Origin of the sequence: Streptococcus equinus, assembly GCF_900101445.1 — a bacterium.
Taxonomy (GTDB): domain Bacteria; phylum Bacillota; class Bacilli; order Lactobacillales; family Streptococcaceae; genus Streptococcus; species Streptococcus equinus_B.
In genome coordinates, this window is sequence record NZ_FNKE01000001.1 from 1,081,431 (window position 1) to 1,103,102 (window position 21,672).

25 protein-coding genes are annotated in these 21,672 nt (G+C 37.7%); 2 read left to right on the forward strand and 23 right to left on the reverse strand.

What is annotated here, in order from left to right:
- Position 1 precedes the first annotated feature (1 nt).
- From BLR83_RS05400 to serC, 6 genes are all read right to left on the reverse strand, one after another.
- Positions 2-778: an AAA family ATPase gene (locus BLR83_RS05400; RefSeq protein ID WP_074560755.1), complete on the reverse strand. Its 777-nt coding sequence runs from the start codon at positions 776-778 to the stop codon at positions 2-4.
- Positions 779-976: 198 nt separating this feature from the next.
- Entirely contained in the window at positions 977-1,576 is a 600-nt protein-coding gene (locus BLR83_RS05405; protein WP_074560756.1) for a response regulator transcription factor, read from the reverse strand.
- Positions 1,554-3,287 carry a sensor histidine kinase gene (locus BLR83_RS05410; protein WP_142349917.1) on the reverse strand — a complete coding sequence of 578 codons (1,734 nt, stop codon included), beginning with the start codon at positions 3,285-3,287 and terminating at the stop codon, positions 1,554-1,556. The genes BLR83_RS05405 and BLR83_RS05410 overlap by 23 nt, the downstream gene beginning before the upstream one ends.
- A gap of 194 nt (positions 3,288-3,481) precedes the next feature.
- On the reverse strand, positions 3,482-3,838 hold the full coding sequence (locus BLR83_RS05415; protein WP_074560758.1) for an arsenate reductase family protein: 357 nt from the start codon (positions 3,836-3,838) through the stop codon (positions 3,482-3,484).
- 89 nt (positions 3,839-3,927) lie between these two features.
- The gene (locus BLR83_RS05420) at positions 3,928-5,106 is read right to left on the reverse strand and encodes a phosphoglycerate dehydrogenase (RefSeq protein ID WP_074560759.1); all 1,179 of its coding nucleotides are present in this window, start codon (positions 5,104-5,106) and stop codon (positions 3,928-3,930) included.
- Positions 5,107-5,217: 111 nt separating this feature from the next.
- Positions 5,218-6,309, reverse strand: coding sequence for a 3-phosphoserine/phosphohydroxythreonine transaminase (serC, locus tag BLR83_RS05425; RefSeq protein WP_039696452.1), 1,092 nt, complete (start codon positions 6,307-6,309; stop codon positions 5,218-5,220).
- A 134-nt stretch (positions 6,310-6,443) separates the two neighbouring features.
- Between serC and BLR83_RS05430 the strand changes: the two genes are divergently transcribed.
- A complete protein-coding gene (locus tag BLR83_RS05430; RefSeq protein ID WP_074560760.1) occupies positions 6,444-7,073 on the forward strand; it encodes a copper homeostasis protein CutC in 630 nt (209 codons plus the stop codon).
- Between the two features lie 115 nt (positions 7,074-7,188).
- On the opposite strand, the gene BLR83_RS05435 is transcribed toward BLR83_RS05430, so the two are convergent.
- From BLR83_RS05435 to BLR83_RS05515, 17 genes are all read right to left on the reverse strand, one after another.
- Positions 7,189-7,530 (reverse strand): P-II family nitrogen regulator, encoded by a 342-nt coding sequence (locus BLR83_RS05435; RefSeq protein ID WP_039696436.1) that lies wholly within the window; start codon positions 7,528-7,530, stop codon positions 7,189-7,191.
- Between the two features lie 77 nt (positions 7,531-7,607).
- Positions 7,608-8,843: an ammonium transporter gene (locus BLR83_RS05440; protein ID WP_074560761.1), complete on the reverse strand. Its 1,236-nt coding sequence runs from the start codon at positions 8,841-8,843 to the stop codon at positions 7,608-7,610.
- Between the two features lie 341 nt (positions 8,844-9,184).
- On the reverse strand, positions 9,185-10,054 hold the full coding sequence (rsmI, locus tag BLR83_RS05445; RefSeq protein WP_074560762.1) for a 16S rRNA (cytidine(1402)-2'-O)-methyltransferase: 870 nt from the start codon (positions 10,052-10,054) through the stop codon (positions 9,185-9,187).
- Positions 10,055-10,063: 9 nt separating this feature from the next.
- Positions 10,064-10,384, reverse strand: a complete 321-nt coding sequence (yabA, locus tag BLR83_RS05450) for a DNA replication initiation control protein YabA (RefSeq protein WP_039696433.1) — start codon at positions 10,382-10,384, stop codon at positions 10,064-10,066.
- Positions 10,377-11,177, reverse strand: coding sequence for a PSP1 domain-containing protein (locus BLR83_RS05455; RefSeq protein ID WP_074560763.1), 801 nt, complete (start codon positions 11,175-11,177; stop codon positions 10,377-10,379). The genes yabA and BLR83_RS05455 overlap by 8 nt, the downstream gene beginning before the upstream one ends.
- Positions 11,174-12,049 carry a DNA polymerase III subunit delta' gene (locus BLR83_RS05460; protein WP_074560764.1) on the reverse strand — a complete coding sequence of 292 codons (876 nt, stop codon included), beginning with the start codon at positions 12,047-12,049 and terminating at the stop codon, positions 11,174-11,176. The genes BLR83_RS05455 and BLR83_RS05460 overlap by 4 nt, the downstream gene beginning before the upstream one ends.
- Positions 12,050-12,067: 18 nt before the next feature.
- The gene (tmk, locus tag BLR83_RS05465; RefSeq protein WP_074560765.1) at positions 12,068-12,694 is read right to left on the reverse strand and encodes a dTMP kinase; all 627 of its coding nucleotides are present in this window, start codon (positions 12,692-12,694) and stop codon (positions 12,068-12,070) included.
- 92 nt (positions 12,695-12,786) lie between these two features.
- On the reverse strand, positions 12,787-13,446 hold the full coding sequence (locus BLR83_RS05470) for a CBS domain-containing protein (protein ID WP_074560766.1): 660 nt from the start codon (positions 13,444-13,446) through the stop codon (positions 12,787-12,789).
- Between the two features lie 136 nt (positions 13,447-13,582).
- Positions 13,583-14,293 carry an ABC transporter ATP-binding protein gene (locus tag BLR83_RS05475; protein ID WP_074560767.1) on the reverse strand — a complete coding sequence of 237 codons (711 nt, stop codon included), beginning with the start codon at positions 14,291-14,293 and terminating at the stop codon, positions 13,583-13,585.
- Positions 14,293-15,057: an ABC transporter ATP-binding protein gene (locus BLR83_RS05480; RefSeq protein ID WP_074560768.1), complete on the reverse strand. Its 765-nt coding sequence runs from the start codon at positions 15,055-15,057 to the stop codon at positions 14,293-14,295. Before BLR83_RS05480 ends, BLR83_RS05475 begins: the two co-directional genes overlap by 1 nt.
- A complete protein-coding gene (locus BLR83_RS05485; RefSeq protein WP_074560769.1) occupies positions 15,057-16,010 on the reverse strand; it encodes a branched-chain amino acid ABC transporter permease in 954 nt (317 codons plus the stop codon). The genes BLR83_RS05480 and BLR83_RS05485 overlap by 1 nt, the downstream gene beginning before the upstream one ends.
- 3 nt (positions 16,011-16,013) lie before the next feature.
- Positions 16,014-16,898, reverse strand: a complete 885-nt coding sequence (locus BLR83_RS05490) for a branched-chain amino acid ABC transporter permease (protein ID WP_074560770.1) — start codon at positions 16,896-16,898, stop codon at positions 16,014-16,016.
- A 57-nt stretch (positions 16,899-16,955) separates the two neighbouring features.
- Positions 16,956-18,134: an ABC transporter substrate-binding protein gene (locus tag BLR83_RS05495; RefSeq protein WP_074560771.1), complete on the reverse strand. Its 1,179-nt coding sequence runs from the start codon at positions 18,132-18,134 to the stop codon at positions 16,956-16,958.
- Between the two features lie 111 nt (positions 18,135-18,245).
- Positions 18,246-18,497, reverse strand: coding sequence for a YlbG family protein (locus tag BLR83_RS05500; protein WP_020917301.1), 252 nt, complete (start codon positions 18,495-18,497; stop codon positions 18,246-18,248).
- Positions 18,490-18,930, reverse strand: a complete 441-nt coding sequence (locus tag BLR83_RS05505; RefSeq protein ID WP_074560772.1) for a YlbF/YmcA family competence regulator — start codon at positions 18,928-18,930, stop codon at positions 18,490-18,492. The genes BLR83_RS05500 and BLR83_RS05505 overlap by 8 nt, the downstream gene beginning before the upstream one ends.
- 101 nt (positions 18,931-19,031) lie before the next feature.
- Entirely contained in the window at positions 19,032-19,622 is a 591-nt protein-coding gene (locus tag BLR83_RS05510; RefSeq protein ID WP_039696423.1) for an ATP-dependent Clp protease proteolytic subunit, read from the reverse strand.
- A 129-nt stretch (positions 19,623-19,751) separates the two neighbouring features.
- Positions 19,752-20,645 carry a DMT family transporter gene (locus tag BLR83_RS05515; RefSeq protein ID WP_074560773.1) on the reverse strand — a complete coding sequence of 298 codons (894 nt, stop codon included), beginning with the start codon at positions 20,643-20,645 and terminating at the stop codon, positions 19,752-19,754.
- A gap of 113 nt (positions 20,646-20,758) precedes the next feature.
- Here BLR83_RS05515 and BLR83_RS05520 point away from each other — a divergent pair, with 113 nt between their 5' ends.
- Positions 20,759-21,628, forward strand: coding sequence for a LysR family transcriptional regulator (locus BLR83_RS05520; protein WP_074560774.1), 870 nt, complete (start codon positions 20,759-20,761; stop codon positions 21,626-21,628).
- The last annotated feature ends 44 nt before the right edge of the window (positions 21,629-21,672 follow it).

Here is a 21,672-nt window from a genome sequence, read left to right on the forward strand (position 1 = left end):
CCTAAAATTCTGTTAAAAACTTAACTTTTTCCTTTAATGACGGTTCCTTATATTGTTCAATAATGCGTTTTGACACCGCTTCTCTGTTGCTTGCAATAATCTCCTCTGCTTTAGCAACAGCTTCTTTAATTGGAACTACGATTGGCAGGTCGTAGTGTTTGATAATTTTTTCCAAGCGTTCTTCTTGGCTGCCTGTTACTAGCTCAGGTTGTTTGCCAATTGCAGCAAACCCTTCTTGAATTTCAAGATCAGATAACGTTCGGTATTTTTCTGATACTGGTCGATGACCATCTGGGTCCATAGCAAACTCTACTGGTAAATGCACCACATCGGTATACCACATTTTCGAATGCATTTTCGCGACTTGACCATAAGCATCCATGTATTTGCGATAGAAACTTTTCCCAGGAATTCCTAAAATCGCTTTTGATAATCTATGGATGAAACTTGACCCAGGATTCAATCCTATTTTTAATCGAACCGTTCCGTAAATCCATTCGTTTAGTACCGAACCATCTGAAATAAAGCTAGAATTTTCTTTGTACAGAATTGCCTCTTCTCTTATTCTCTCCTCAAATCTCTTTAATCCCAAAGTCATGAGCTCAGTAGCATTCATGTCTTGAAATCTCCTACCTGGATAAATTTCAGTTAAAATTTCACGAGCAGACAGCGCATTAATCAAAGGTATCCCAGTTGCAATTGACAATGCCGTTGCTGTTGTCGTTTTCCCAGTTGAATATGTTCCCGAAATAACCAGTCTGATTTCCCTTTTGTACATTTGTTCATTTTCCCATTAAACTAATATCATGATAAACATAATAAAAAACACTTAAGTCAAATTCCTTTCATTACCTTATATCGCATCAAATCATCCATAGTCTCCTTTTCCATTTTTCCTTACCTTTCAATCATACAAAAGCGCAAAAAAACAGACATCCGTAATTTACGAATATCTGTTTACCTTTTTGGTTCAAAATTAGACTAATTTTAATTTGACAGCTTCTCGTACAGCACCTACTCGCCCTGTAACGTTTAATTTCGTGCAAATATTTGTCACATGGGTATCGACCGTTCGTCTGCTGATAAATAATTCTTTAGCAATTCGAGCATTAGAATATTCTTCAGCAATCAAGCGTAAAATACTCAATTCAACCTCTGTCAACAATTGCTTTTTCTGACCTTCTAAAAGACTATCTGGAATGACACAATTCCCATTAGCGACATTGATAATAGTACTCGTTAATTCCGTACAAGATGTCTCTTTTGGCAAAAAAGCTTTGACACCAAGTTCATTGGCACGCTTGTGCAACATAGGCTCATAAAATCCTGAAATGAGAATAATCTTTGGAAAATCAATGTACATTTGCTTTAATTGTTCAATCAACTCAAAACCATGAATATCTTTCAACATCAAATCCATGATTAGAACATCCACTTTTTTACACAACAAACAGAGTTTCAACTCTTCAACTTCTGTAAATGCACCGACAATGTCAAATTTTTCTTCTTGAGATAATTGTGTACAAATGCCTTGTAAAACCAACTCGTGGTCATCAATCACTGCTATTTTTATCATTCTTATCTCCTTTCGGCAATAGCATTCTTATTTTGGTTGGTGACTTTTCAATTTGCAATTCACCACCTAGAAGTGCTAATTTTTCAGCAATCACATTAAGTCCAAAATGGCTCTTGTGGTCATCTGGCCGTTCAACAAACTTACCATCATCAGAAACTTCAACCACAAGCTGATTGTTAGACTCAAATATAGCTAACTTAATCTGCTTAGCATTACCGTGCAAAATACTATTGGTAATCAATTCCTTTATCGAGCGTAAAATAAAATTACTCACTCGACTTTCAAAATGATAACTGTCAAAAGCCATCTCATGTTCAATCGTTACTGGTTCTTCTTTCTGAAACTTATTCAAGAGTTCCAAAATAGCATTTTTCAAGCCAAGTTCCTTAATCATCAAAGGATAAATGTTAGAGCACAGCTCACGCAGTTCAAAAACAACATCATCCAAAGTATTCAAGACCTCACTTTTGTCGACGTCTCCTGCAGACTCAATTTGTTTTTTATGGTAAATCACCTCTTGAATGATTGTGTCATGAATAGTGATGGCAATGTCCTCACGTTCCATCTCAACGGCAGAAAAAATTGTTTGCCCATCCAGACGATAATTTAGCTGCTTTGCCATGTCCATAAAATCCTTGATAATCGGCAAAGAACACAAAATAAACAAGAAACAATAAATCGCCACAAACCATATCGGCATGAATTTCATCATCACTGCAAATGAAATCATGACAAAAGTTGACACGATGGCTTCCAAAACGTAAACCACAGGTAAGGGCAAGTACGTTCTCGTCACCGTTAAACGATTGACAATTAAATGATTCACCGCTCCCGTAATCGGAAGAAATAACAGAGGAATCGTGCACGAAAACGGAAGATCATAAGGTAAAGGAAAAACATAACCAATAAATAAAGGAATCAAACTAAGCAGCGTCAATAAAATTAAATTACCCTTCTGCAAAAGAAATGATGAATAATCCTTTACCAAAGAAAGGGCAGCTAGTATCAACAAAAACGAGAAGCTGACATAAAAAATACCACCAGATAAGTATTTTACAAAAATCAAAGGAAGTGAGAACTCTTGGACCAAAATGAAAATCAAAACGGTCACCAAAGAATAACCCATAACAATCCTTGAAAACGAAGACAATTTTGTTGCCGCTTCTTTAAGAATACTTGCTCGCCAAAAAACATCAATGAAAAAAGGAAGCAAGGTGATATACAAAACCACAAATAAGCGTCCTAAAGTATCTCCCATACTCGAAGGTATCAGGGAACTAAGAAAAAATGCTGTCGCAATTAAAAACAAGCTATATCGCTTACTTGACCGACTCGTCTTGTCTTTTTTTAAAGGTAAAATCGCCCAAACTAACAACACAAAGGCTATCGCCTCAAAAATAAGAAACAAAGATTTAAATGACTGATTTCCCTTAAAAACAATCCGTTTTTCCTGATGATTACGCTCGACAAGGACAGATTTTGCCTGTTCAACAATCAGCCATTTATTCAGCAAAACGTTTTTTTGACTCTCTTGCTGATCAATTTTTAAAAGAAGATCTCCTTCAGAAAGTTCTGTTTCCTTGGCTAAGCCGCCATTGTGAATATCTGTAACTCGCCAATTACCATTCTTAAAATCAGCTTCAACTCCCAGATAATGGTGATGGCTTGTAAAAGCAAAATAATACGCCCCAATCACTAAAAATATCAGCAAGGATATTCTCAGCCAAACTTTCTTACTTATCCTAAACATCTCTCAACTCCTTTACCATAAAACTCCTCAAATCGTGTGATATGGAACTATTATAGCAAAAAATATCATGAAATAAGATAGAACTATTAAATATTCTGATTTTTTAAGGACTGCAAAACTAAAAAAAATCCTGAGTCAAACTCAGGAAATCATTCTTAGTTTTTCAATAATTCTGCGTATGATTTTCGGTGACCAAGTTGCACCACTTTACCATCTTTAATCAAAACAGGACGCTTAATCAACATACCGTCAGAAGCAAGTAAGTCAGCAGCTTCATCAACCGTTAAGCCATCAACCTTGTCTTTCAAGCCAAGTGCACGATAAGCTTGACCGCTAGTGTTGAAAAAGTTTTTGATTGTAAAAGAAGAATTTTCAATCCATGACTTAATTTGATTAGTCTTTGGCGTATCTAGCGTAATATCAATCGCTTCAAAATCAGCCCCTAATTCTTTCAATTCTGCCTTAGCACGACGGCATGTGCTACATTTTGGATATTCGTAAAAAGTAAACATCTTCTGCTCCTTTGCTAACAAGAAATCATTTTCCTCATTATATCAAATAAAGACAAAAAGAGCCGAGATTTAATCTCAGCTCATCTTTATTATTTCTTAGCAATCAAACGAACACGAATGATATTATCGCTTGCTTCAAAGTTGGCTACTAAATGATCAACTTTAGCTTTGTCTGTTTCATCAAGATCAAGCAAAGTATAAGCATAATCACCTTTTGAGCGATTGATGATGTTATCGATATTAATACCTAATTCAGAGACAGCTGTTGAAATTTTTGCCACGATATTTGGCACGTTTTTGTTAATCAATGTAATACGATATGGCGCTGTCAAAGCTTGGTGAACATTAGGGAAGTTAACTGAGTTCGTAATTTCACCAGTTTCCATAAATTGACGAATTGTCTTACCAGCCATGATAGCACAATTAAGTTCAGCTTCAGCTGTTGAACCACCCACGTGAGGGAAGACAGTGATTTTATCTTTGTTAAGCAATTCTTCAGTTCCGAAGTCTGTAATGTAACGTTTGACAACACCAGCTTCGATAGCTTCAAAAAGCGCTGCATTATCAACCAACTCACCACGCGCAAAGTTGATAACAACAGTTCCTTTTTGCATCAAACCAAATGCTTCGCTATCAAATGTATTTCGTGTTTCATCTGTCAATGGCACGTGAACAGTGATGTAGTCACAATTTGCAAAAATCTCTTTGACATCATCTACACGTTTGACATGGTGAGAGATATTCCAAGCTGTTTCAATAGAAACATATGGGTCGTAACCCAAAACATTCATCCCAAGGCGTTGGGCGTAGTTGGCAATGCGTCCACCAATAGCACCAAGTCCGATGACGCCAAGCGTTTTACCAGAAATTTCATTCCCTGCAAATTGTTTTTTGCCAGCTTCGACTTGTTTTGGAACGTCATCACCTGAAAGAGTATTGACCCAAGCGTTAGCTGCGATGTAATCACGCGCTGACATTAAAATAGAGGCAAGAACTGCTTCTTTAACCGCATTAGCATTAGCACCTGGTGTATTGAATACCACAATCCCTGCTGCTGTTGCGTCAGCAATTGGAATGTTATTTGTCCCTGCACCAGCGCGGGCAATTGCTTTTAGATTTTCAGGAAATTCAACGCCGTGAAGATTTTGACTACGAAGAATAAAAGCGTCAGGATTTTCTGCTAAATCCCCATCAACTTGAAACTGATTTCCTAATTCTTTAAGACCGACTTGATTAATATTATTAAATGTTTTAACACTGTATACCATAATTACCCCTTTACACCAAGAGCCTGGGATAAAATCTCAGACTCAAATGGCTTATATCGCTATAAAAGAAAAATCTTGTTTATTCCTAATCAGAATCATTGACAGAAAGCCTTATTTGTTTTCTGCTTCAAATTTTTTCATGAATTCGATCAAATCAAGCACACCTTGACGTGGGAAGGCGTTGTAAAGACTTGCACGCATACCACCAACTGAACGGTGACCTTTAATATTCTTAAAACCAAGTGGTGTTGCTTCTGCAACAAACTTAGCATCAAGTTCTTTACTTGGTGTCACAAATGGAATATTGGCTACTGAACGTTCTGCTGGATTCTTAACAGGGTTTGTGTAGAAATCAGATTGATCGATGAAATCATACAAAAGTCCTGATTTTTCACGGTTAGCAGCTTCCATCTTATCAACACCACCGAAAGCTTTTACCCATTCAAAGACAAGTTTTGCAATGTAAATACTGTATGCAGGTGGTGTGTTGTAAAGAGAGCCCGCTTCAGCTTGGATACGATAATCAAGCATAGCAGAAAGGGTTGGTTCATCGTTCAAGAAATCTTCACGAACAATAACAACAGTCACACCAGCAGGACCAATATTTTTTTGAGCACCTGCATAAATCAATGCAAAATCTTCAACATTGTAGCGAACCGCTAAAATATTTGAAGACATGTCCGCTACAATTGGCACACCATTTGTATCAGGAAGATCATAAATAGAAGTTCCTTCGATGGTGTTATTTGTTGTGATGTGAACGTATGCAGCTTCAGGGTCAATATCTTTTGGATCAAATGTAGGAATATGATCGTATACAGTATCTTCTGACGAGGCTAGGAGCAAGGGTTCAAAAGGAACGGATTTGGACAATTTAACAGCTTCAGCATAAGCTTTTTTACCCCATGATCCACCAACTAGATAATATGCCTTACGTCCCTTAGCTAGGTTCAAAGGAAGCATAGTGAATTGTGTAGATGCTCCGCCTTGAAGGAACATTACTTTGTAATTATCGGGAATTGCCATCAATTCACGCAATAATTTTTCAGCTTCTTTAATGATATTATCAAACTCTTTGGAACGGTGGGACATTTCTAAAACACTCATGCCGCTACCTTGGTAGTCAAGCATTTCACGCTGTGCTTGTTCAAGCACTGGTTTTGGTAACACTGCAGGACCTGCAGAGAAATTGTAAATTGTCATAAAAATACCTCCGTATAATGGTATAAATTATATCACAATTTTCTGAATTTTGTAAAGATTTTTACGGATTTTTATCCAAAATATTTATGAATAACCATGTTATAATAGTAAATAGCAAACATTAAGGAGAAAAAATGATTATCAAAGAATTTTGTGCTGAAAACACAACTTTGCTCAGCCAACTTGACTCATCTGTTAAACGCGTTGAACTTTGTGACAATTTAGCCGTTGGTGGGACAACTCCTTCATACGGTGTCATCAAAGAAGCTGCGCGCTATCTTCACGAAAAAGAAATCTCACTTGCTACAATGATTCGCCCACGTGGTGGTAACTTCGTCTACAATGATAGCGAACTTCGAATCATGGAAGATGATATTCTTCGTGCAGCAGAATTAGAAAGTGACAACTTAGTCCTTGGGCTTTTAACTGAAGATAACCACATTGATGTTGAAGGGATTGAACAACTTCTTCCATCAACTCAAGGCTTGCCACTAGTCTTTCATATGGCATTTGACCAAATTCCTCTTGCTGATCAAAAAGAAGCTATCGACCAGCTTGTTGAGCTTGGTTTTGTGCGTATCTTGACACACGGTTCTTCAGAAAATAACGATATTTTTGAAAATGTTGACCATCTTAAAGAACTGGTTGATTACGCTAACGGGCGCATTGAAATCATGATTGGTGGTGGTGTCACAGCTGACAATTACCAAGAATTAATTGAAAAAACTGGTGCCCAAGCTGCACACGGAACTAAGATTTGTTAATAACCCTATAGCACTTTGCGATGGCAAGGTGCTTTTTCAATACCAAAAAATCCGAGTTCATCTGAACTCGGATTTTCCATCACATTTATGTTAACTTTGGAGATATCTTTGTCACCTAAACGGCGTCTCCTCCACGTTCACCTGTACGAATACGGATGACTTCTTCGATAGGAAGAATGAAGATTTTCCCATCTCCGACTTCTCCAGTGTGAACAGCTTTGCAGATAATATCTACAATTTCGTCAACCGCTGCATCATGGGTAACAATTTCAACTTTGACTTTTGCAAGCAAGGTTGGGACAATCTTTTGACCACGAACATATTCTGCAAAACCACGTTGGTTACCATATCCTAAAACTTGGCTGACAGTCATTCCTTTTGTAAAACCAGCCTTTGATAAGGCGTCTTTCAGATCTTCCAAGCGATCTGGACGAATAATAGCCTCGATTTTTTTCATAATGTACACCCTTTCTAAACGTCTCTATTGTAACTTAGTTTAACTCAGTTTTTTATTTTCGACAAGTCAAACGCTGCTTATGAATCCAAGCCCATAAATGTTGGGTAAGCTGTTTCTTCATGTTCGCTGTCATCAAGACCAATAGCTTCAGCACGATCTTCAACACGAATACTTGTAAAGATTGAGATAACCTTAACAATGACAAATGTTGCGACTGCTGACCAGACGATTGTGAAAATAATAGCTGCGATTGTTACTAGGAAAAGATGTGCATTTCCGTAAATCAAACCAATATTGTGTTTATCAAGAGCAAGCTCTGGTGTTGTGAAAAGTCCTGTTACCAATCCACCAAAGATACCACCGATACCATGACAACCAAAAGCATCAAGCGCATCATCATAACCAAATTTGCTTTTAAGAACTGAAATAGCGAAATAACAAATTGGGCTTACACAAAGACCAATCAAAAGTGAACTCCAAGTTGAAACGAAACCTGCACCCGGTGTGATAGCGACAAGTCCTGCAACCAAGCCAGTTGAAGCACCAACAAGTGAGAATTTACCAGTCAAGATTTTTTCAACAATCAACCAAGAAAGCATTGCTGCTGCGGCTGAAATATGTGTAGTTACAAAAGCATGAACAGCAAGTCCATCAGCTGCTAAAGCTGAACCTGCGTTAAATCCAAACCAACCGAACCAGAGAAGTCCTGCACCAAGGAAAACAAAAGGAACATTGTGAGGACGGTATTCTAAACGGTCATAGTCACGACGTTTACCAAGAAGAATGGCTAATACCAAACCAGAAACCCCTGAAGTAATGTGAACCACATCACCACCGGCGAAGTCAATCGTACCCCATTGAGCCAAAAGTCCTTCATCCCAAACCATATGTGCAAATGGGAAGTAAACCAACAATAACCAGAAAACAACAAAAATGACTAATGGTGTAAATCGCATGCGCCCTGCTGCTGCCCCTGTCAAAATCGCAACTGTGATAATTGGGAACATCATTTGGAAAGCTGCGAACAAGGCATCTGGAATAGCTAAGCCACGCGTACTAGCTGATTCACTAACACCTTTGAAGAATAGATGAGAGAAGTTACCAATAAGACTTCCGTTCCCGCCAAATGAAAGGGAGTAACCACAAACCATCCACATTACTGAAGCAACTGCAATAGGAATCGCACACATCATCATAGTGTTGATGACATTTTTACGTCTTCCTAAACCACCGTAGAAGAAGGCTAAGCCAGGTGTCATTAAGAAGACTAGGCCAGCACAGATAATCATAAAAGCAATACTTCCTGCATCCATATCAAAAACTCCTTTTATTTTCTAAGGTTTTAGTTTTAAAACCAAATTTCAAATCTCTAACTATGCGTTAGATTTTTATGTTAGATAATATAACACTATTTTTTAGACAAGTAAAGGGTTTTTGGATAAATTTTCTAAATTTTCTAATTTTATAACAAGAGATGTCAGAGCTTAATTTTAGTGAAAAATGCTTATCCAGCCCTGTTTTAAAAGCTTTTAGCGAGATTCCAAAAATACACAAGATGTTAGTTTTCGGTCAGTTTTCTTTATAACTACTCGTGTTATATTTCCTGACATCAAATTGTAAACAAACTAAAAAATCGGGAAATAATCCCGATTTTTTATAAAATACCGTGATAAGCATTATAAACTTCTTGACGATTTAAACCATAAGTTTTGGCAACTTTTTTAATGGCTTGGTTCGGTTTGTCTCCAGCTTCAACTAAGCTAGCCACAAGTTCTGCAGGATTTAAGTCTTCAGCTGCTTTTTCAGCCTGTGCCGCTTCATCTTGACCAGACACAATTAACAAACATTCACCTTTTAGTGGATTTTCAGCAATGTAATCCAAAATTTCTGAAATTGCGCCGCGTTGGTATTCTTCATAAAGTTTTGTCAATTCACGGACTAAAACAACTTGTCTGTCACCATAGACAGCTAACATGTTCTCCAAGGTATCTGACACGCGATAAGGTGATTCATAGAAGATTTGAGTCTCAGGATAAGCTTTTTTGCTTTCAAAAAAGTCTTTTTGCTGTCCTGATTTTCGTGGCAAGAAACCATAAAAGATGTGAGGCTGCGGTGCTAGCCCACTTGCAATCAAGGCTGTAATCCCTGCTGAAGCACCCGGAAGAGCAACAACAGTGATATCTTCAGCAATCGCTGCTTTAACCAAATCATGTCCTGGGTCAGAAATAGATGGCATCCCCGCATCTGATACTTGTGCCAAATTTTTCCCAGCTTTCAAGAGCTCGATTAACTCTGGGATTTTTTCATAAGCATTATGCTCATGAAAACTAATTTGTTTAACAGCAATATCAAAGTGTTTCAACAATAGCCCAGTATTTCTGGTATCTTCCGCACAGATAAAATCAGCTGTTTTAAGGGTCTCCACAGCACGAAAAGTCATGTCTTGCAAGTTACCAATTGGTGTTGGAACAAGATACAATGTCCCGTAGTCGCTCTGACCTTTGAAACTTTTTTGTACTTTCATATCAGATAACTACTCCCTATCTAAGACTTCCATACAGAACATGCACTCTTCGTCATTTTCACGACGTTGTCCGTAATAGTCATTACAAATATGGAAACCATCATGGTAAATACTTTCGATATATTTCTTACCTTGTTTAGAAGATTTTACAGGAGCTTCTTGTTCCAATTGAGAAAGACGAGTGCGTAATTTGTCATTCTCAAGTCGAAGAGCCGTATTTTCTTCTAACAAAGATTGTACTTGTTTTTTCATGGCTTCAATTTCAGCCAAGGTAATCATTAAATTTTGTGAAAAGCCATCAAAGGCATCAAATAATTCTTTTTTATCCACGTACTTTGACCTCCTCTAAAGCATAAGTTAAAAGAGTATGTCGTTCAGGTAATCTTACCTTAACGGTATCAGAAAAGACATCGATTCCCACAACTACTCCTAATCCATCAACTGTTTCAATTTCTGTTCCCAAATCAGGGAATTTCTCCTTAGAGGTTTTATAAAACTCATCTTCAAAGCTCAAGCAGCACATCAAACGACCACAGATACCAGCCGTTTTACCAGTGCTAAGTGACATGCCTTGATTTTTTACCATTTTGATTGATACTGGTGGAAATTCTCCTAAGAAACTAGCACAGCAAAGGGCACGGCCGCAAGGCCCGACGCCACCGTATACTTGAGCTTCTTCACGACTATTGATTTGACGAAGTTCGATACGTGTCTTAAAATGAGCCGCTAAATCACGCAAAAGTTGACGGAAATCCACACGGTCTTCCGCACAAAATGTAATCAAGACATAGCTTCTTTCCAAAGGAAAGACAATGTCGATGACTTTCATTTTAAGCTGATTAGCCTCGATCAACTCATTAACCTTATCAAATGAATTCATCGCTAAGGTTAAATTTTCTTGGTAAGCTTGAAAATCTTTATCGTTAGCTTGACGCAAAACCTTATCCATTTCAGCAGGTAATTTAATGTCGTCCATGTCTTCATTAGCTGTAACGACTTGGGCTAAGCGGCACCCTTTCTTATTTTTAACGACTAGGTAGTCACCAACTTGATAATTTTGATTTGGCAAAACATAGACAACCTTGCCTGTTTCTTCGTATTTTACACTCAATACTTCTGTCATGAAATCACCATATATTCTAGCACATTCTGGAAGCTAACATTGCTTTTCCACATCTGCTGTGCCTTATAACTTTTCTCTAAATAAGTTAGACTTTCTTTTTGATTAAACTGCTTTGCTAAGAACAAAGGTAGCAGTTGAAAAACAAGTTCTTGCTCAGACTTTTCAAATGCTGCCTGAACCAAACGCCCTGTTTCTAGATAAGCTGCCGCCTTATCTCTAAAGAGAATTGAGATAAAACGTTCGCTTGTTTGAAGAAGTTCTAAAATCTTTTTATCAGCCATCAACTCATCTAAATGAGCTGGCGTTTTAGCCAATTCTGCCAAGATATCAGCCTGTGTTTTTAAAATGCCAGCTTTCTCAGCTTGTTCGACCAAAAGCTTTTTATTTTTTGGGAAACGAAAGACCTGCGTACGACTCTTAATCGTTGGAAGGACTTTACTTTCATCGCTGGTCAATAGAATCATGTAAGAAGAACTTTGTGGTTCTTCAATGAATTTCAAGAGACTGTTAGCAGCGTTGACGTGCATCTTTTCGCAATCCTGAATAATGAAAACCTGTGATTTCCCTTCAAATCCAGAACGTGAAAAGTCACGCATCATCTCACGAATCGTATCTGTCTTGATAATCTGACCAGTTGGCTTAACCACCTTAACGTCTGAGAAATCACTGTCATCAATCAACTGACACTCACGACATTTTCCACAGGGTCTACCGTCATGCAAATTCTCACAGAAACGACTTTTGGCAAGATAGAGTGCAAAATCAAAGCTGGCAAAATCCCCTGAAAAAAGATAGGCGTGGTTCATCCTATCTGATTTTAAAATCTGATTAAAGTCTTTAAAAAGTTGGGGTTGCAAGCACTCTAAATCCATTTTAATTCCTTTACTTTTTTAGCTTAATCGCTCAAGAATCACTTGTGTTGCTTCTGCAACAACTTGATCAAGATCACGAGACGCATCAATAGTGACAATGCGTTCTTCTGTCTGAGCTAAAGCTAGATATCCTTGTCTAACACGCTTGTGCATGTCTAATTTTTCCAAATCAAGACGATTGACTTCACGATCAGCATTCTTAGCAATTCGAGCCAATCCAATTTCTGATTCAACATCAAAATAGAGTGTCAAATCAGGTTCTCTACCGTCAGTTGAGAAGTCATTTAACTTAGCGATAACTTCCTTATCAAGGCCACGACCAGCCCCTTGGTAAGCTACTGAGCTATCAATAAAACGGTCAATCAAGACCACCTTACCAGCCTCTAAAGCTGGCAAAACCTTTTCAACATAGTGTTGACGTCTTGCTGCCATATAAAGCAACAATTCAGTCTTACTATCCATCGCAACGTGCTTAACATCTAAAATAACGTCACGAATGCGTTCTGCAATTTCAACACCACCAGGTTCACGTGTGGTTACAATATCATAGCCCTTCTCTTGCAAAACTGGAAGCACTTTTTCTAGAACTGTTGTCTTTCCAGCGCCATCTGGACCTTCAAATGTAATGATTATACCGTTTTTCATGAAAATTCCTTAAATTAGATTTTATACTTCTATTCTATCAAAAATCAAGCAAAAAAGCACTGCTAATCTTAGCAATGCTTCTATATATTCCCTTAATCAATCACTTTAGCTGATGTCAATTCAATTGCATCAACTTGAATACCTTGATTAATCAATTTTTCACGCAAATCCGTAACATCTGCTCTGCCATCGATTTGAATCTCAATAGCTACCTTACCTGATCTACGTGTCGCAACTACTGTACGCTTGATATTAAGGTTATCAGCAGAAATCGTGTCAACAATTTTAGCTAAAGTCCCAACAGTATCATCTGCCGTTATGATAACACGAACCCCTTCTTCTCCGTAACCTGAAACTTCAAGAAAGGCTTTAAATACGTCTTTTTCAGTAATCACACCGAAAACTTGACCCGCCTCAACAACTGGGAGAATTCCGACTTGATTCTTCATCATGGCATAGACAGCATCTTCAAGGCTAGCATATGGTGAAACGGTAATGACATCTCGCACCATAATATCTCGAATTTTTGTTTTATTTAACAAATAATTCATCTCATAAATAGAAAGTGTTGTCGCTTTTGAAGGACTCGCTTCTGCCATTGTTCTCTCAGTAACAACTCCGACAAGTCTATCATTTTCAATAACAGGCAAGCGGCGCAAACCTTGTTCTCGCATCATATCCGCTGTGTGAGCGACTGTCGTATCTGGTGATACGTAGACAACTTTTCTTGTCATAAAATCTTTAACTGCCATAATTAATCTCCGCTTATTTTTCTTACATTTATTATATCACAAACTGCAAACGATTTCTAAAAAGGTGAAAATGAATAAAACAAGACAGGGCAGACCTCTGTCCACCCCGTCATCAAGAACCGTTAAAAGTCTATTCTTATCCACCAAGATAGGCTTTACGAACTTCTTCAGATTCCAATAATTCTTTACCTGTTCCAGAAAGAACAACTTTACCTGTCTCTAACACATAGCCACGGTCAGCAATTGCTAGAGCTTTATTGGCATTTTGTTCAATCAGTAAAACCGTTGTTCCTTGTTTTTGAATATCTTGGATAATATCAAAAATTTCTTGGATAAAGATTGGTGCTAGTCCCATTGATGGTTCATCAAGGAGTAACAATTTAGGTTGACTCATCAAAGCACGCCCCATGGCAAGCATTTGTTGTTCACCACCTGAAAGTGTGGCAGCATCTTGCATTTTACGTTCTTCAAGACGTGGAAAACGATCAAAGACTTTTTTCAAGTTCTTTTGATTTTCTTCACGGTCATTGCGTAAGAAAGCTCCTAATTCAAGGTTTTCAAGCACAGTCAAACCAGGGAAAACATGACGTCCTTCAGGAACTTGAGACAAACCATTTGCCACAATTCGACGAGCTGGTTCTTTTTGGATTTCTTGACCAAGAAATTCAATTTTACCAGCACTTGGACGAACCAAGCCTGAAATTGTGCGAAGAATGGATGTTTTACCAGCACCGTTGGCACCAATAAGAGTTACAACTTCACCTTCATTGACTTCAAAAGAAACGTCTTTTACAGCTTGGATGACGCCGTAATGTACTGATAAATTATCAACTTTTAACATTGCCATTACCCTTCACCTCCAAGATATGCTTCAATGACGCGTTGATTTGTTTTAATTTCATCTGGTGTTCCATGAGCGATTAAACGTCCATATTCAAGAACATAAATGCGCTCAGTCACTTCCATAACAAGACTCATATCATGCTCGATAAGCATGATGGTAATATCAAACTCTTCCTTAATACGACGAATTAATTGAGTCAATTCTGCCGTTTCTTGTGGATTCATCCCTGCTGCGGGTTCATCCAAGAAAAGAATTTTAGGTTCTGTCGCAAGGGCACGAACAATTTCCAAACGACGTTGTTGACCATAAGGAAGATTTTTGGCTAAAGTTTCCGCATCCCCATCAAGGTCAAAAATAGCAAGAAGATTCATTGCTTTTTGACGAAGTTTCGCTTCGCTGTGATAGAACTTAGGCAAACGAAGAAAACTTGCTAAAAGATATGGTTTGTTTTGGTTAGCCATACCGACAAGGACATTTTCTAAAACTGTCATATCTTTAAAGAGACGGATGTTTTGGAAAGTACGTGAAAGTCCAAGCGATGCAATTTTATAAGGTTTCTTACCATTTAGCAATGTACCATCAAGAGAAACTGATCCTTCACTTGGTTCGTAAACACCTGTCAAAAGATTGAAAAGCGTTGTTTTACCAGCACCATTTGGTCCGATAAGCCCAACTAACTCACCTTTATCAAGGTGCATTGTCACATCACCAACGGCTGTCAAACCACCGAAATTTTTAGTTAGATTTTTAACTTCAAGCAATGCCATTAGTGATTACCTCCTTTGCCTTTATTAAAGAATCGAGACAAGGTAAATTCTTTTGTCCCTAAAAGTCCACTTGGACGGAAAATCATGACTAAAATCAAAGCAAGTGAGTAAATAATCATACGAAGGTTTGAAACATTTTGCAAGAACATGTTCAAAATACCTAAAACAATAGCAGCAAGAATAGTTCCTGTAATTGAACCAAGACCACCAAGCACAGCAATAATGAGATAATCAATTGACTTCATAATAGTGAAATCTTTTGGCACAACTGTTCCGATATAACCAACGTAAAGAGACCCTGCAATAGCAGAAATAATTGCTCCCATAACGAAAATCATGACTTTCATTTTCGTTACGTTAACTCCCATTGCTTCTGCTGCAATCTCATCTTCGCGCACAGCAATAACTTGACGTCCAGTAGATGAACGCAAGAAATTCAAAATCAAAACGGTGATTCCTGCTACAAAGATAAAGATAACTGGCCATGATGTATAGGGCAAAATTCCTGTCAAACCAGCCGCACCATTTGTTAAATCACCACCATTAACGATAACGATACGGATGATTTCAGCCATACCAAGCGTTGCAATGGCAAGATAGTCACCCTTCAAACGAAGTGTTGGCACACCAAAGACAAGAGCGACAAAAACCGCAATCACTACCCCAACAAGCATTGAGAAGTAAAAGCCGCCATAAGTTGGATTTTGCTGCGTAATAATGGCTGTCGCATAAGCACCGATTGCCATGAAACCAGCTTGTCCAAGAGTAAACTGACCTGAGAAACCAAGCACCAAGTTAGTCCCAAGTCCCATCAAAATACTAATACCAATTCCCATTAAGATTTGGATATAGTAAAGGTTTAAAATATTGGTTTTGGTTAATAATTCAATGATTCCAAAAAGAACCACAATAATCGCAAGCCAAGAAAGGTTAAGTTTTAGATTCTTTTTCATTTTCTACACCTTCTCTTTCACATTTTTACCGAGGATACCAGCAGGTCTTACCAAAAGAATAATGATTAAGACAGCGTAAACAATAGCATCACGGTAGCTTGAGAGGTTAACCGAAATTGATAAAGTCTCTAAAATACCAATCACAAATCCACCAAGAGCAGCACCTGGAATGATTCCAATACCACCAAGAACGGCAGCGACAAAGGCTTTAATACCAGGCGTCATCCCCATAAGCGGCTCGATTGAATTATAGTAAAGTCCAATCAAAACACCAGCAGCTCCAGCAAGTGCTGAACCAAGGGCAAAGGTAAAACTAATTGTCGAATTAACATTAATCCCCATCAATTCAGCTGCATCACTATCGACTGATACCGCACGCATGGCTTTACCCATTTTTGTCTTTTGAACAATCAATTGCAAAGCAACCATCAAAATAAGTGAGACAAGCAAAATCAACAATTGAATGTTAGTAACCGTCACAGGACCAAGCTTATAACTAACAATATCAATAGCTTGCGGGAATGAACGTGTATTGGCTCCCACAAAGAAAACCATACCGTATTCAAGCAAAAAAGAAACACCGATAGCTGTAATCAAGGCGGCAATACGAGTTGAGTGACGCAAAGGACGATAAGCCAAGAATTCAATAACCATTCCGATAAAGGCAGTCGCAATCATTGTCACAATCAGTGCAAGCCAAAAATTCATATGAAGTGTGCTAATCGCATAGTAACCAATAAAAGCACCCAACATGTAAATATCGCCATGTGCAAAGTTAATTAATTTAATAATCCCATAAACCATGGTATAACCTAAGGCAAGCAAAGCATAAATACTTCCTAGAATAATACCATTAACCAGTTGTTGGGGAAGTTGTTCTAAAAACATAAAATACCAAACTTTCTAGTCATGTGATATAAAAACAAATAGCAAATCAAATAAGTTTTATTTTTTAATTTCAACGGCGTCTGCTGAAGCCTCAGCTCCATCTTTCATGGCAACCATCAAAGCGGTTTTGATTGGATTGTGTTTTTTATCAATGGTCATTGTACCAGTCACACCATCAAAATCTTTTAAGCTAGCAAGGTTATCAGCAATGTCAATTGATGTTTTAGCACCTTCTGCTGCTTTTGCAATCATGTAAACAGAATCATAAGCAAGCGCTGCAAACATATTTGGTTCTGAACCGTATTTAGCTTTATAAGCTTTAATAAAGTCTGTCGCCTTAGCTGAAAGTGCTGTTTTGGTTGAATAACCAGATACGTAGTAAACACCATTCGTATTAGCTTTACCAGCCAAATCACCAAAGCTGTCATCGTTGAAACCATCAGGTCCAAGGATTGGAACACTGATGCCCATATCACGCGCTTGTTTTGTGATAATACCAGTTTCAGTGTAATAACCAGGCATTACAATGGCATCATAATCCAAGTTTTTAATTTTTGTTAAAGCAGATTGGAAATCTTTGTCCCCTGAAGCAAAAGTAGCGGTTGTGACAATATCGCCTTGATATTTTTTCTTGAACTCTTCTGCAATCCCTTTAGCATAGTCACTTGAATTGTCATAATAAAGGACAACTTTTTTAGCATTCAAATTTCTGTAAGCATACTGAGCTAAAACTTGACCTTGGAAACTATCTTGGAAAGTTGTACGGAAAACATATTTTTTAACACCATCAACCGTATCAAGCGTTAGGTCATCTTGAGTTCCACTTGGTGTTAACAAAGGAACTCCTGTTTTTTGGGCATTCAAACTTGCTGCAGCAACCGCACCAGAAGTCGCTGGGCCAATCATGGCATTTACTTGACTCTGGATAGCTAAGTTAGTTGCAGCTGTTGAAGCTTCTGCATTTTCTGACTTGTTGTCTTTTGTGACAAGTTCGATTTTTTTCCCATCAACACCGCCAGCTTTATTAATCTCTTGAACAGCGAGTTTAACCCCGTTATTTTCAGCATTACCGTATGCAGCAACTGTACCAGTCAATTCAAGATTAACACCGACTTTGATAGTATCACCAATTGTTGTACCCGTAGCATTTGCAGTCACATCTGGAGACTTACTGCAAGCCGCTAAAGCGATTGAGGCTAAAAAAGTTAGCGCTGTTAGCGCAATCTTTTTATGCATAAGACGTTATCTCCTTATTTTCTAATAAAAAGTTTATTCAAAGAATACTGATTTTTCTGAAAATTTAAACTATTCTTTGAGCACTTATAAGTTATTCAAGATAGTATTATATCAGAAATGAGCCAAGTTGCCCACAAAATCTTGATCAATATTATCAATTTCTGATAAAGAAACGGCTTTCACGAATTTTAAGGCTGAAATTTCTTCAACAATATCCGCTGCTTCTTCTTTATTAACATATAAAACTTGATAATGTAATTTTCGTGAATGGTAAAGAACATCGCCGTATTTGTTTAATTTTCTAGCATCACGGTTATAGTACAAATAAACGATAATTCCCTGACGTTCCTGCTTTTCAAACATCTCTCTTTCCTCCCTTACTACAATTCTGATGGTGTGATTTATGGGGTGCCAAAGGCAAGCCAGTATCGACAAAAATCGTTGGTGAAATCACTGATGAAATTTCTTGAGTCAACTCTGCTAAAATCGTTTGAACAGCAACTTCATTTTGTCTTAATAAGCTAACTGTACGATTCAAATCAAGTTCTCTTTTTTTCTGTAATAGCTGACGACGTAGCTCTTTTACTTCTGGGCGAAAGGCTGCGTACTCTTTCACTTCTTCATAAGATTGCTTTAAGTCCTGAAATTCTGAAATACTTTCTTGTAAAGCCGTATCAGCTAAAAAAATCTTTTTAATCTCTAGATATGCCTGAACAGCGTCTAAAGCTAAAAAGGCTTTCGCAACCTCATCGATTGCTTCATCAATTTCAAATAAGTGTTCATCAATTGCCAACATAAATCGATTATACCACAATTAGCCGCAAATGTATCCCTGCTCTGCTTGCACAAAAAAGGCCAAGATTTTATATCTCAGCCTCTTCTTTGTCTATAAACAAATTAGTTCAATTCGTTGTTAACCATGATTTCATCGATGAAGCCATATTCAAGAGTTTCTTGAGCGCTCATCCAGTTATCACGTTCAGCATCAGCGTGAACTTTTTCCAAACTTTGACCTGAGTTGTCAGCCAAAATTTGTTCCAAGTTTTGACGTGTTTTCAAAAGGTGTTCAGCAGCAATAGCCATATCACTTTGTTGAGTACCGCCACCAGTACCACCCATTGGTTGGTGAATCATGTATTCAGCATTTGGCAACATGAATCGTTTACCTTTTGTACCTGATGAAGCAATGATTGTTCCCATTGATGCTGCCATACCCATAACGATAGTTTGAACATCTGATTTAATGAAGTTCATTGTATCTACAATAGCAAGACCAGCTGAAACTGATCCACCAGGTGTATTAACATAAAGGTAGATATCTTTTGTATTATCTTGTGCATCAAGGAATAATAGTTGAGCAATGATAGAGTTTGCCATATTGTCTTCAACTGGTCCAGTCAACATGATGATACGATCTTTCAAAAGACGTGAGTAAATATCATATGAGCGTTCACCGCGGCTTGTTTGTTCAATAACTACAGGAATCATATCGTTTCTCCTTTACTAGGCTAGAAAACATAGACATAGCATCCCAATGCTACTTTTTCTTGCCCTTGTTTTAAATATTAACCTGAGACTATTATAGTCAAATGGTCAAAAAAGGTCAAATGAAAAATTTTAATATTCGACTTTTTCCTGAAGTAAAACAATAGAACGGCTTTTTTTCGGTTGATAAATGGTTAAAAGGACACCGACAAAAATCAAAACCGTTCCCAAAAAAGCTATACCGCTCAGCCATTCCCCAAAGAAAAGAAAGGCAAAAATAGCTGTAAAAATAGGTTCCAGCGTAAACATGATACTTGTAAACTCAGCGCTGACATACGATTGAACGATAGTTTGCATTACCCAACCATAAGCCGAACAAATAAGCGCTAAGCCTAAAACTGAGAACCAAACAATACTTGAGTGTGGCAAAACAGGTTTCTCAAAAGAAAATGTTCCTATTAAAGCATACAAGCTAGAAAAACCAAGTTGCCAAATTCCTAAACTCATCGGATCTACCTTCTCAACAATCTGCTTAGAAAGAATGATATAAACAGCATATAAAGTGGCAGAAAGCAGACACATCACAGCACCCAGATTAAATTGTGACAAATCTGCACCCGTCAAAAGATAAAGCCCTGATAAAACAATCAAAATTGCGATTATTGTTTTTATATCAGGCATTTTTCGAGTGACAATAGCACGTAAGGTAGGAACTATCACTACTGTCGTCGAAGCTAGAAAACCAGCCGTCGAAGCTGACGTATCAATGACCCCAACAATCAAAAAATAAAAAACAGCAAATAATAATATTCCTGCAAAAGCACTATAAGCCATCAATTTCCAAGAAAATGTTTCTTTCAAATGGCGATAAAAAATTAATACTAAAGCCAAAAAAGCTAACCCACAACGCAGAGCTACTAATTCAATGGCTGGAATTTCAGAAGCCCCAAGCGCCATAAATAGATAAGACATCCCCCACGCAAGAGGAACGGTCACTGAAAAAAGTTTAGCATGTTTTTGAACCATGAATTTCACCTCTCACTTCCTAATATCTTGTTTTATTATAAGGTGATATTGGATATAAGTAAAATTAAAGTATATAATAGAAACATAAGTTTTACTTATCGAAAGGTGACAATATGATTTCAAAATATGCTATTTTCTGCTCAGTTATCGAATTAGGGTCATTTACTAAAACCGCACAGCAATTAAACTACTCACAAAGTGCCGTTAGTCAGACCATCAAAAATCTTGAAAAAGAAATTGGGACTTGCTTATTAACACGTGGTCACGAGGGCGTCAATTTGACCAAAGACGGTCAAGCTCTCTATCCCTACTTCCAGCAAATTGTTCAGGGGGAAAAGCAGCTAACCAAAAAAATCGAGGAATTACAAGGGCTCAATAAAGCTGAAATCCGCATTGGCATCTTCACCTCTGCTAGTCGAAATTTTATTTTACCCTTTATTAAAGACTTCAAAGCCAAACATCCTGCAGTCAATTTCGTTCTTAAGCAAGGGGATTATACCAGCATTCACCAATGGCTAGATACAGGACAAGTTGATTTAGGTTTCACGCATATCGATTATGTCGGACAATTACAATCCCAAGTCCTTTACCAAGATTGTCTTTACGCTGTACTGCCTATCAAACACCCTCTAGCAAAACAAGATAACGTTTCGCTGGCTGACTTAGCTAAGACAGAATTGATTCTACTTGACGAGGGGGAAAACAGCCTAACACGCGCTGCTTTTGCAAAGGCTAACATCACACCAAATTTCGCTTATGAAATTTATGATGACTACACTATTTTGGAAATGATTCGACAAGATTTAGGGGCTAGTCTTCTTTACGAAAACTTTCTTGACGGTTTGACACTTGATGATTTGACCATTCGTCACATTGCTGAAAAGCCATTTAGGACCATTGTGCTTGCTTGGAAAAACTGGCAAACTCTTCCTTTGGCAGCTCAGGAATTCGCTAAAACCATTTCAAGTAAAATGAACGATTAATTTGACTAAAAAGAAAAGGCTTGTGTTCCTTAGCTGGAACGCAA

Excerpts from the sequence above, each read along its gene's own strand:
- BLR83_RS05510 (WP_039696423.1), bottom strand. The coding sequence starts at position 19,622 with ATGATTCCTGTAGTTATTGAACAAACAAGCCGCGGTGAACGCTCATAT.
- BLR83_RS05400 (WP_074560755.1), bottom strand. The coding sequence starts at position 778 with ATGTACAAAAGGGAAATCAGACTGGTTATTTCGGGAACATATTCAACT.
- BLR83_RS05505 (WP_074560772.1), bottom strand. The coding sequence starts at position 18,930 with ATGTTGGCAATTGATGAACACTTATTTGAAATTGATGAAGCAATCGAT.
- BLR83_RS05440 (WP_074560761.1), bottom strand. The coding sequence starts at position 8,843 with ATGGATGCAGGAAGTATTGCTTTTATGATTATCTGTGCTGGCCTAGTC.
- BLR83_RS05500 (WP_020917301.1), bottom strand. The coding sequence starts at position 18,497 with ATGTTTGAAAAGCAGGAACGTCAGGGAATTATCGTTTATTTGTACTAT.
- BLR83_RS05475 (WP_074560767.1), bottom strand. The coding sequence starts at position 14,293 with ATGGCAATGTTAAAAGTTGATAATTTATCAGTACATTACGGCGTCATC.
- BLR83_RS05460 (WP_074560764.1), bottom strand. The coding sequence starts at position 12,049 with ATGGATTTAGAGTGCTTGCAACCCCAACTTTTTAAAGACTTTAATCAG.
- BLR83_RS05490 (WP_074560770.1), bottom strand. The coding sequence starts at position 16,898 with ATGTTTTTAGAACAACTTCCCCAACAACTGGTTAATGGTATTATTCTA.
- BLR83_RS05420 (WP_074560759.1), bottom strand. The coding sequence starts at position 5,106 with ATGGTATACAGTGTTAAAACATTTAATAATATTAATCAAGTCGGTCTT.
- tmk (WP_074560765.1), bottom strand. The coding sequence starts at position 12,694 with ATGAAAAACGGTATAATCATTACATTTGAAGGTCCAGATGGCGCTGGA.
- BLR83_RS05480 (WP_074560768.1), bottom strand. The coding sequence starts at position 15,057 with ATGGCATTGCTTGAAGTTAAAAATCTAACTAAAAATTTCGGTGGTTTG.
- BLR83_RS05470 (WP_074560766.1), bottom strand. The coding sequence starts at position 13,446 with ATGGCAGTTAAAGATTTTATGACAAGAAAAGTTGTCTACGTATCACCA.
- BLR83_RS05435 (WP_039696436.1), bottom strand. The coding sequence starts at position 7,530 with ATGAAAAAAATCGAGGCTATTATTCGTCCAGATCGCTTGGAAGATCTG.
- BLR83_RS05485 (WP_074560769.1), bottom strand. The coding sequence starts at position 16,010 with ATGAAAAAGAATCTAAAACTTAACCTTTCTTGGCTTGCGATTATTGTG.
- rsmI (WP_074560762.1), bottom strand. The coding sequence starts at position 10,054 with ATGAAAGTACAAAAAAGTTTCAAAGGTCAGAGCGACTACGGGACATTG.
- BLR83_RS05430 (WP_074560760.1), top strand. The coding sequence starts at position 6,444 with ATGATTATCAAAGAATTTTGTGCTGAAAACACAACTTTGCTCAGCCAA.
- BLR83_RS05455 (WP_074560763.1), bottom strand. The coding sequence starts at position 11,177 with ATGACAGAAGTATTGAGTGTAAAATACGAAGAAACAGGCAAGGTTGTC.
- serC (WP_039696452.1), bottom strand. The coding sequence starts at position 6,309 with ATGACAATTTACAATTTCTCTGCAGGTCCTGCAGTGTTACCAAAACCA.
- BLR83_RS05405 (WP_074560756.1), bottom strand. The coding sequence starts at position 1,576 with ATGATAAAAATAGCAGTGATTGATGACCACGAGTTGGTTTTACAAGGC.
- BLR83_RS05415 (WP_074560758.1), bottom strand. The coding sequence starts at position 3,838 with ATGTTTACTTTTTACGAATATCCAAAATGTAGCACATGCCGTCGTGCT.
- BLR83_RS05515 (WP_074560773.1), bottom strand. The coding sequence starts at position 20,645 with ATGGTTCAAAAACATGCTAAACTTTTTTCAGTGACCGTTCCTCTTGCG.
- BLR83_RS05495 (WP_074560771.1), bottom strand. The coding sequence starts at position 18,134 with ATGCATAAAAAGATTGCGCTAACAGCGCTAACTTTTTTAGCCTCAATC.
- BLR83_RS05520 (WP_074560774.1), top strand. The coding sequence starts at position 20,759 with ATGATTTCAAAATATGCTATTTTCTGCTCAGTTATCGAATTAGGGTCA.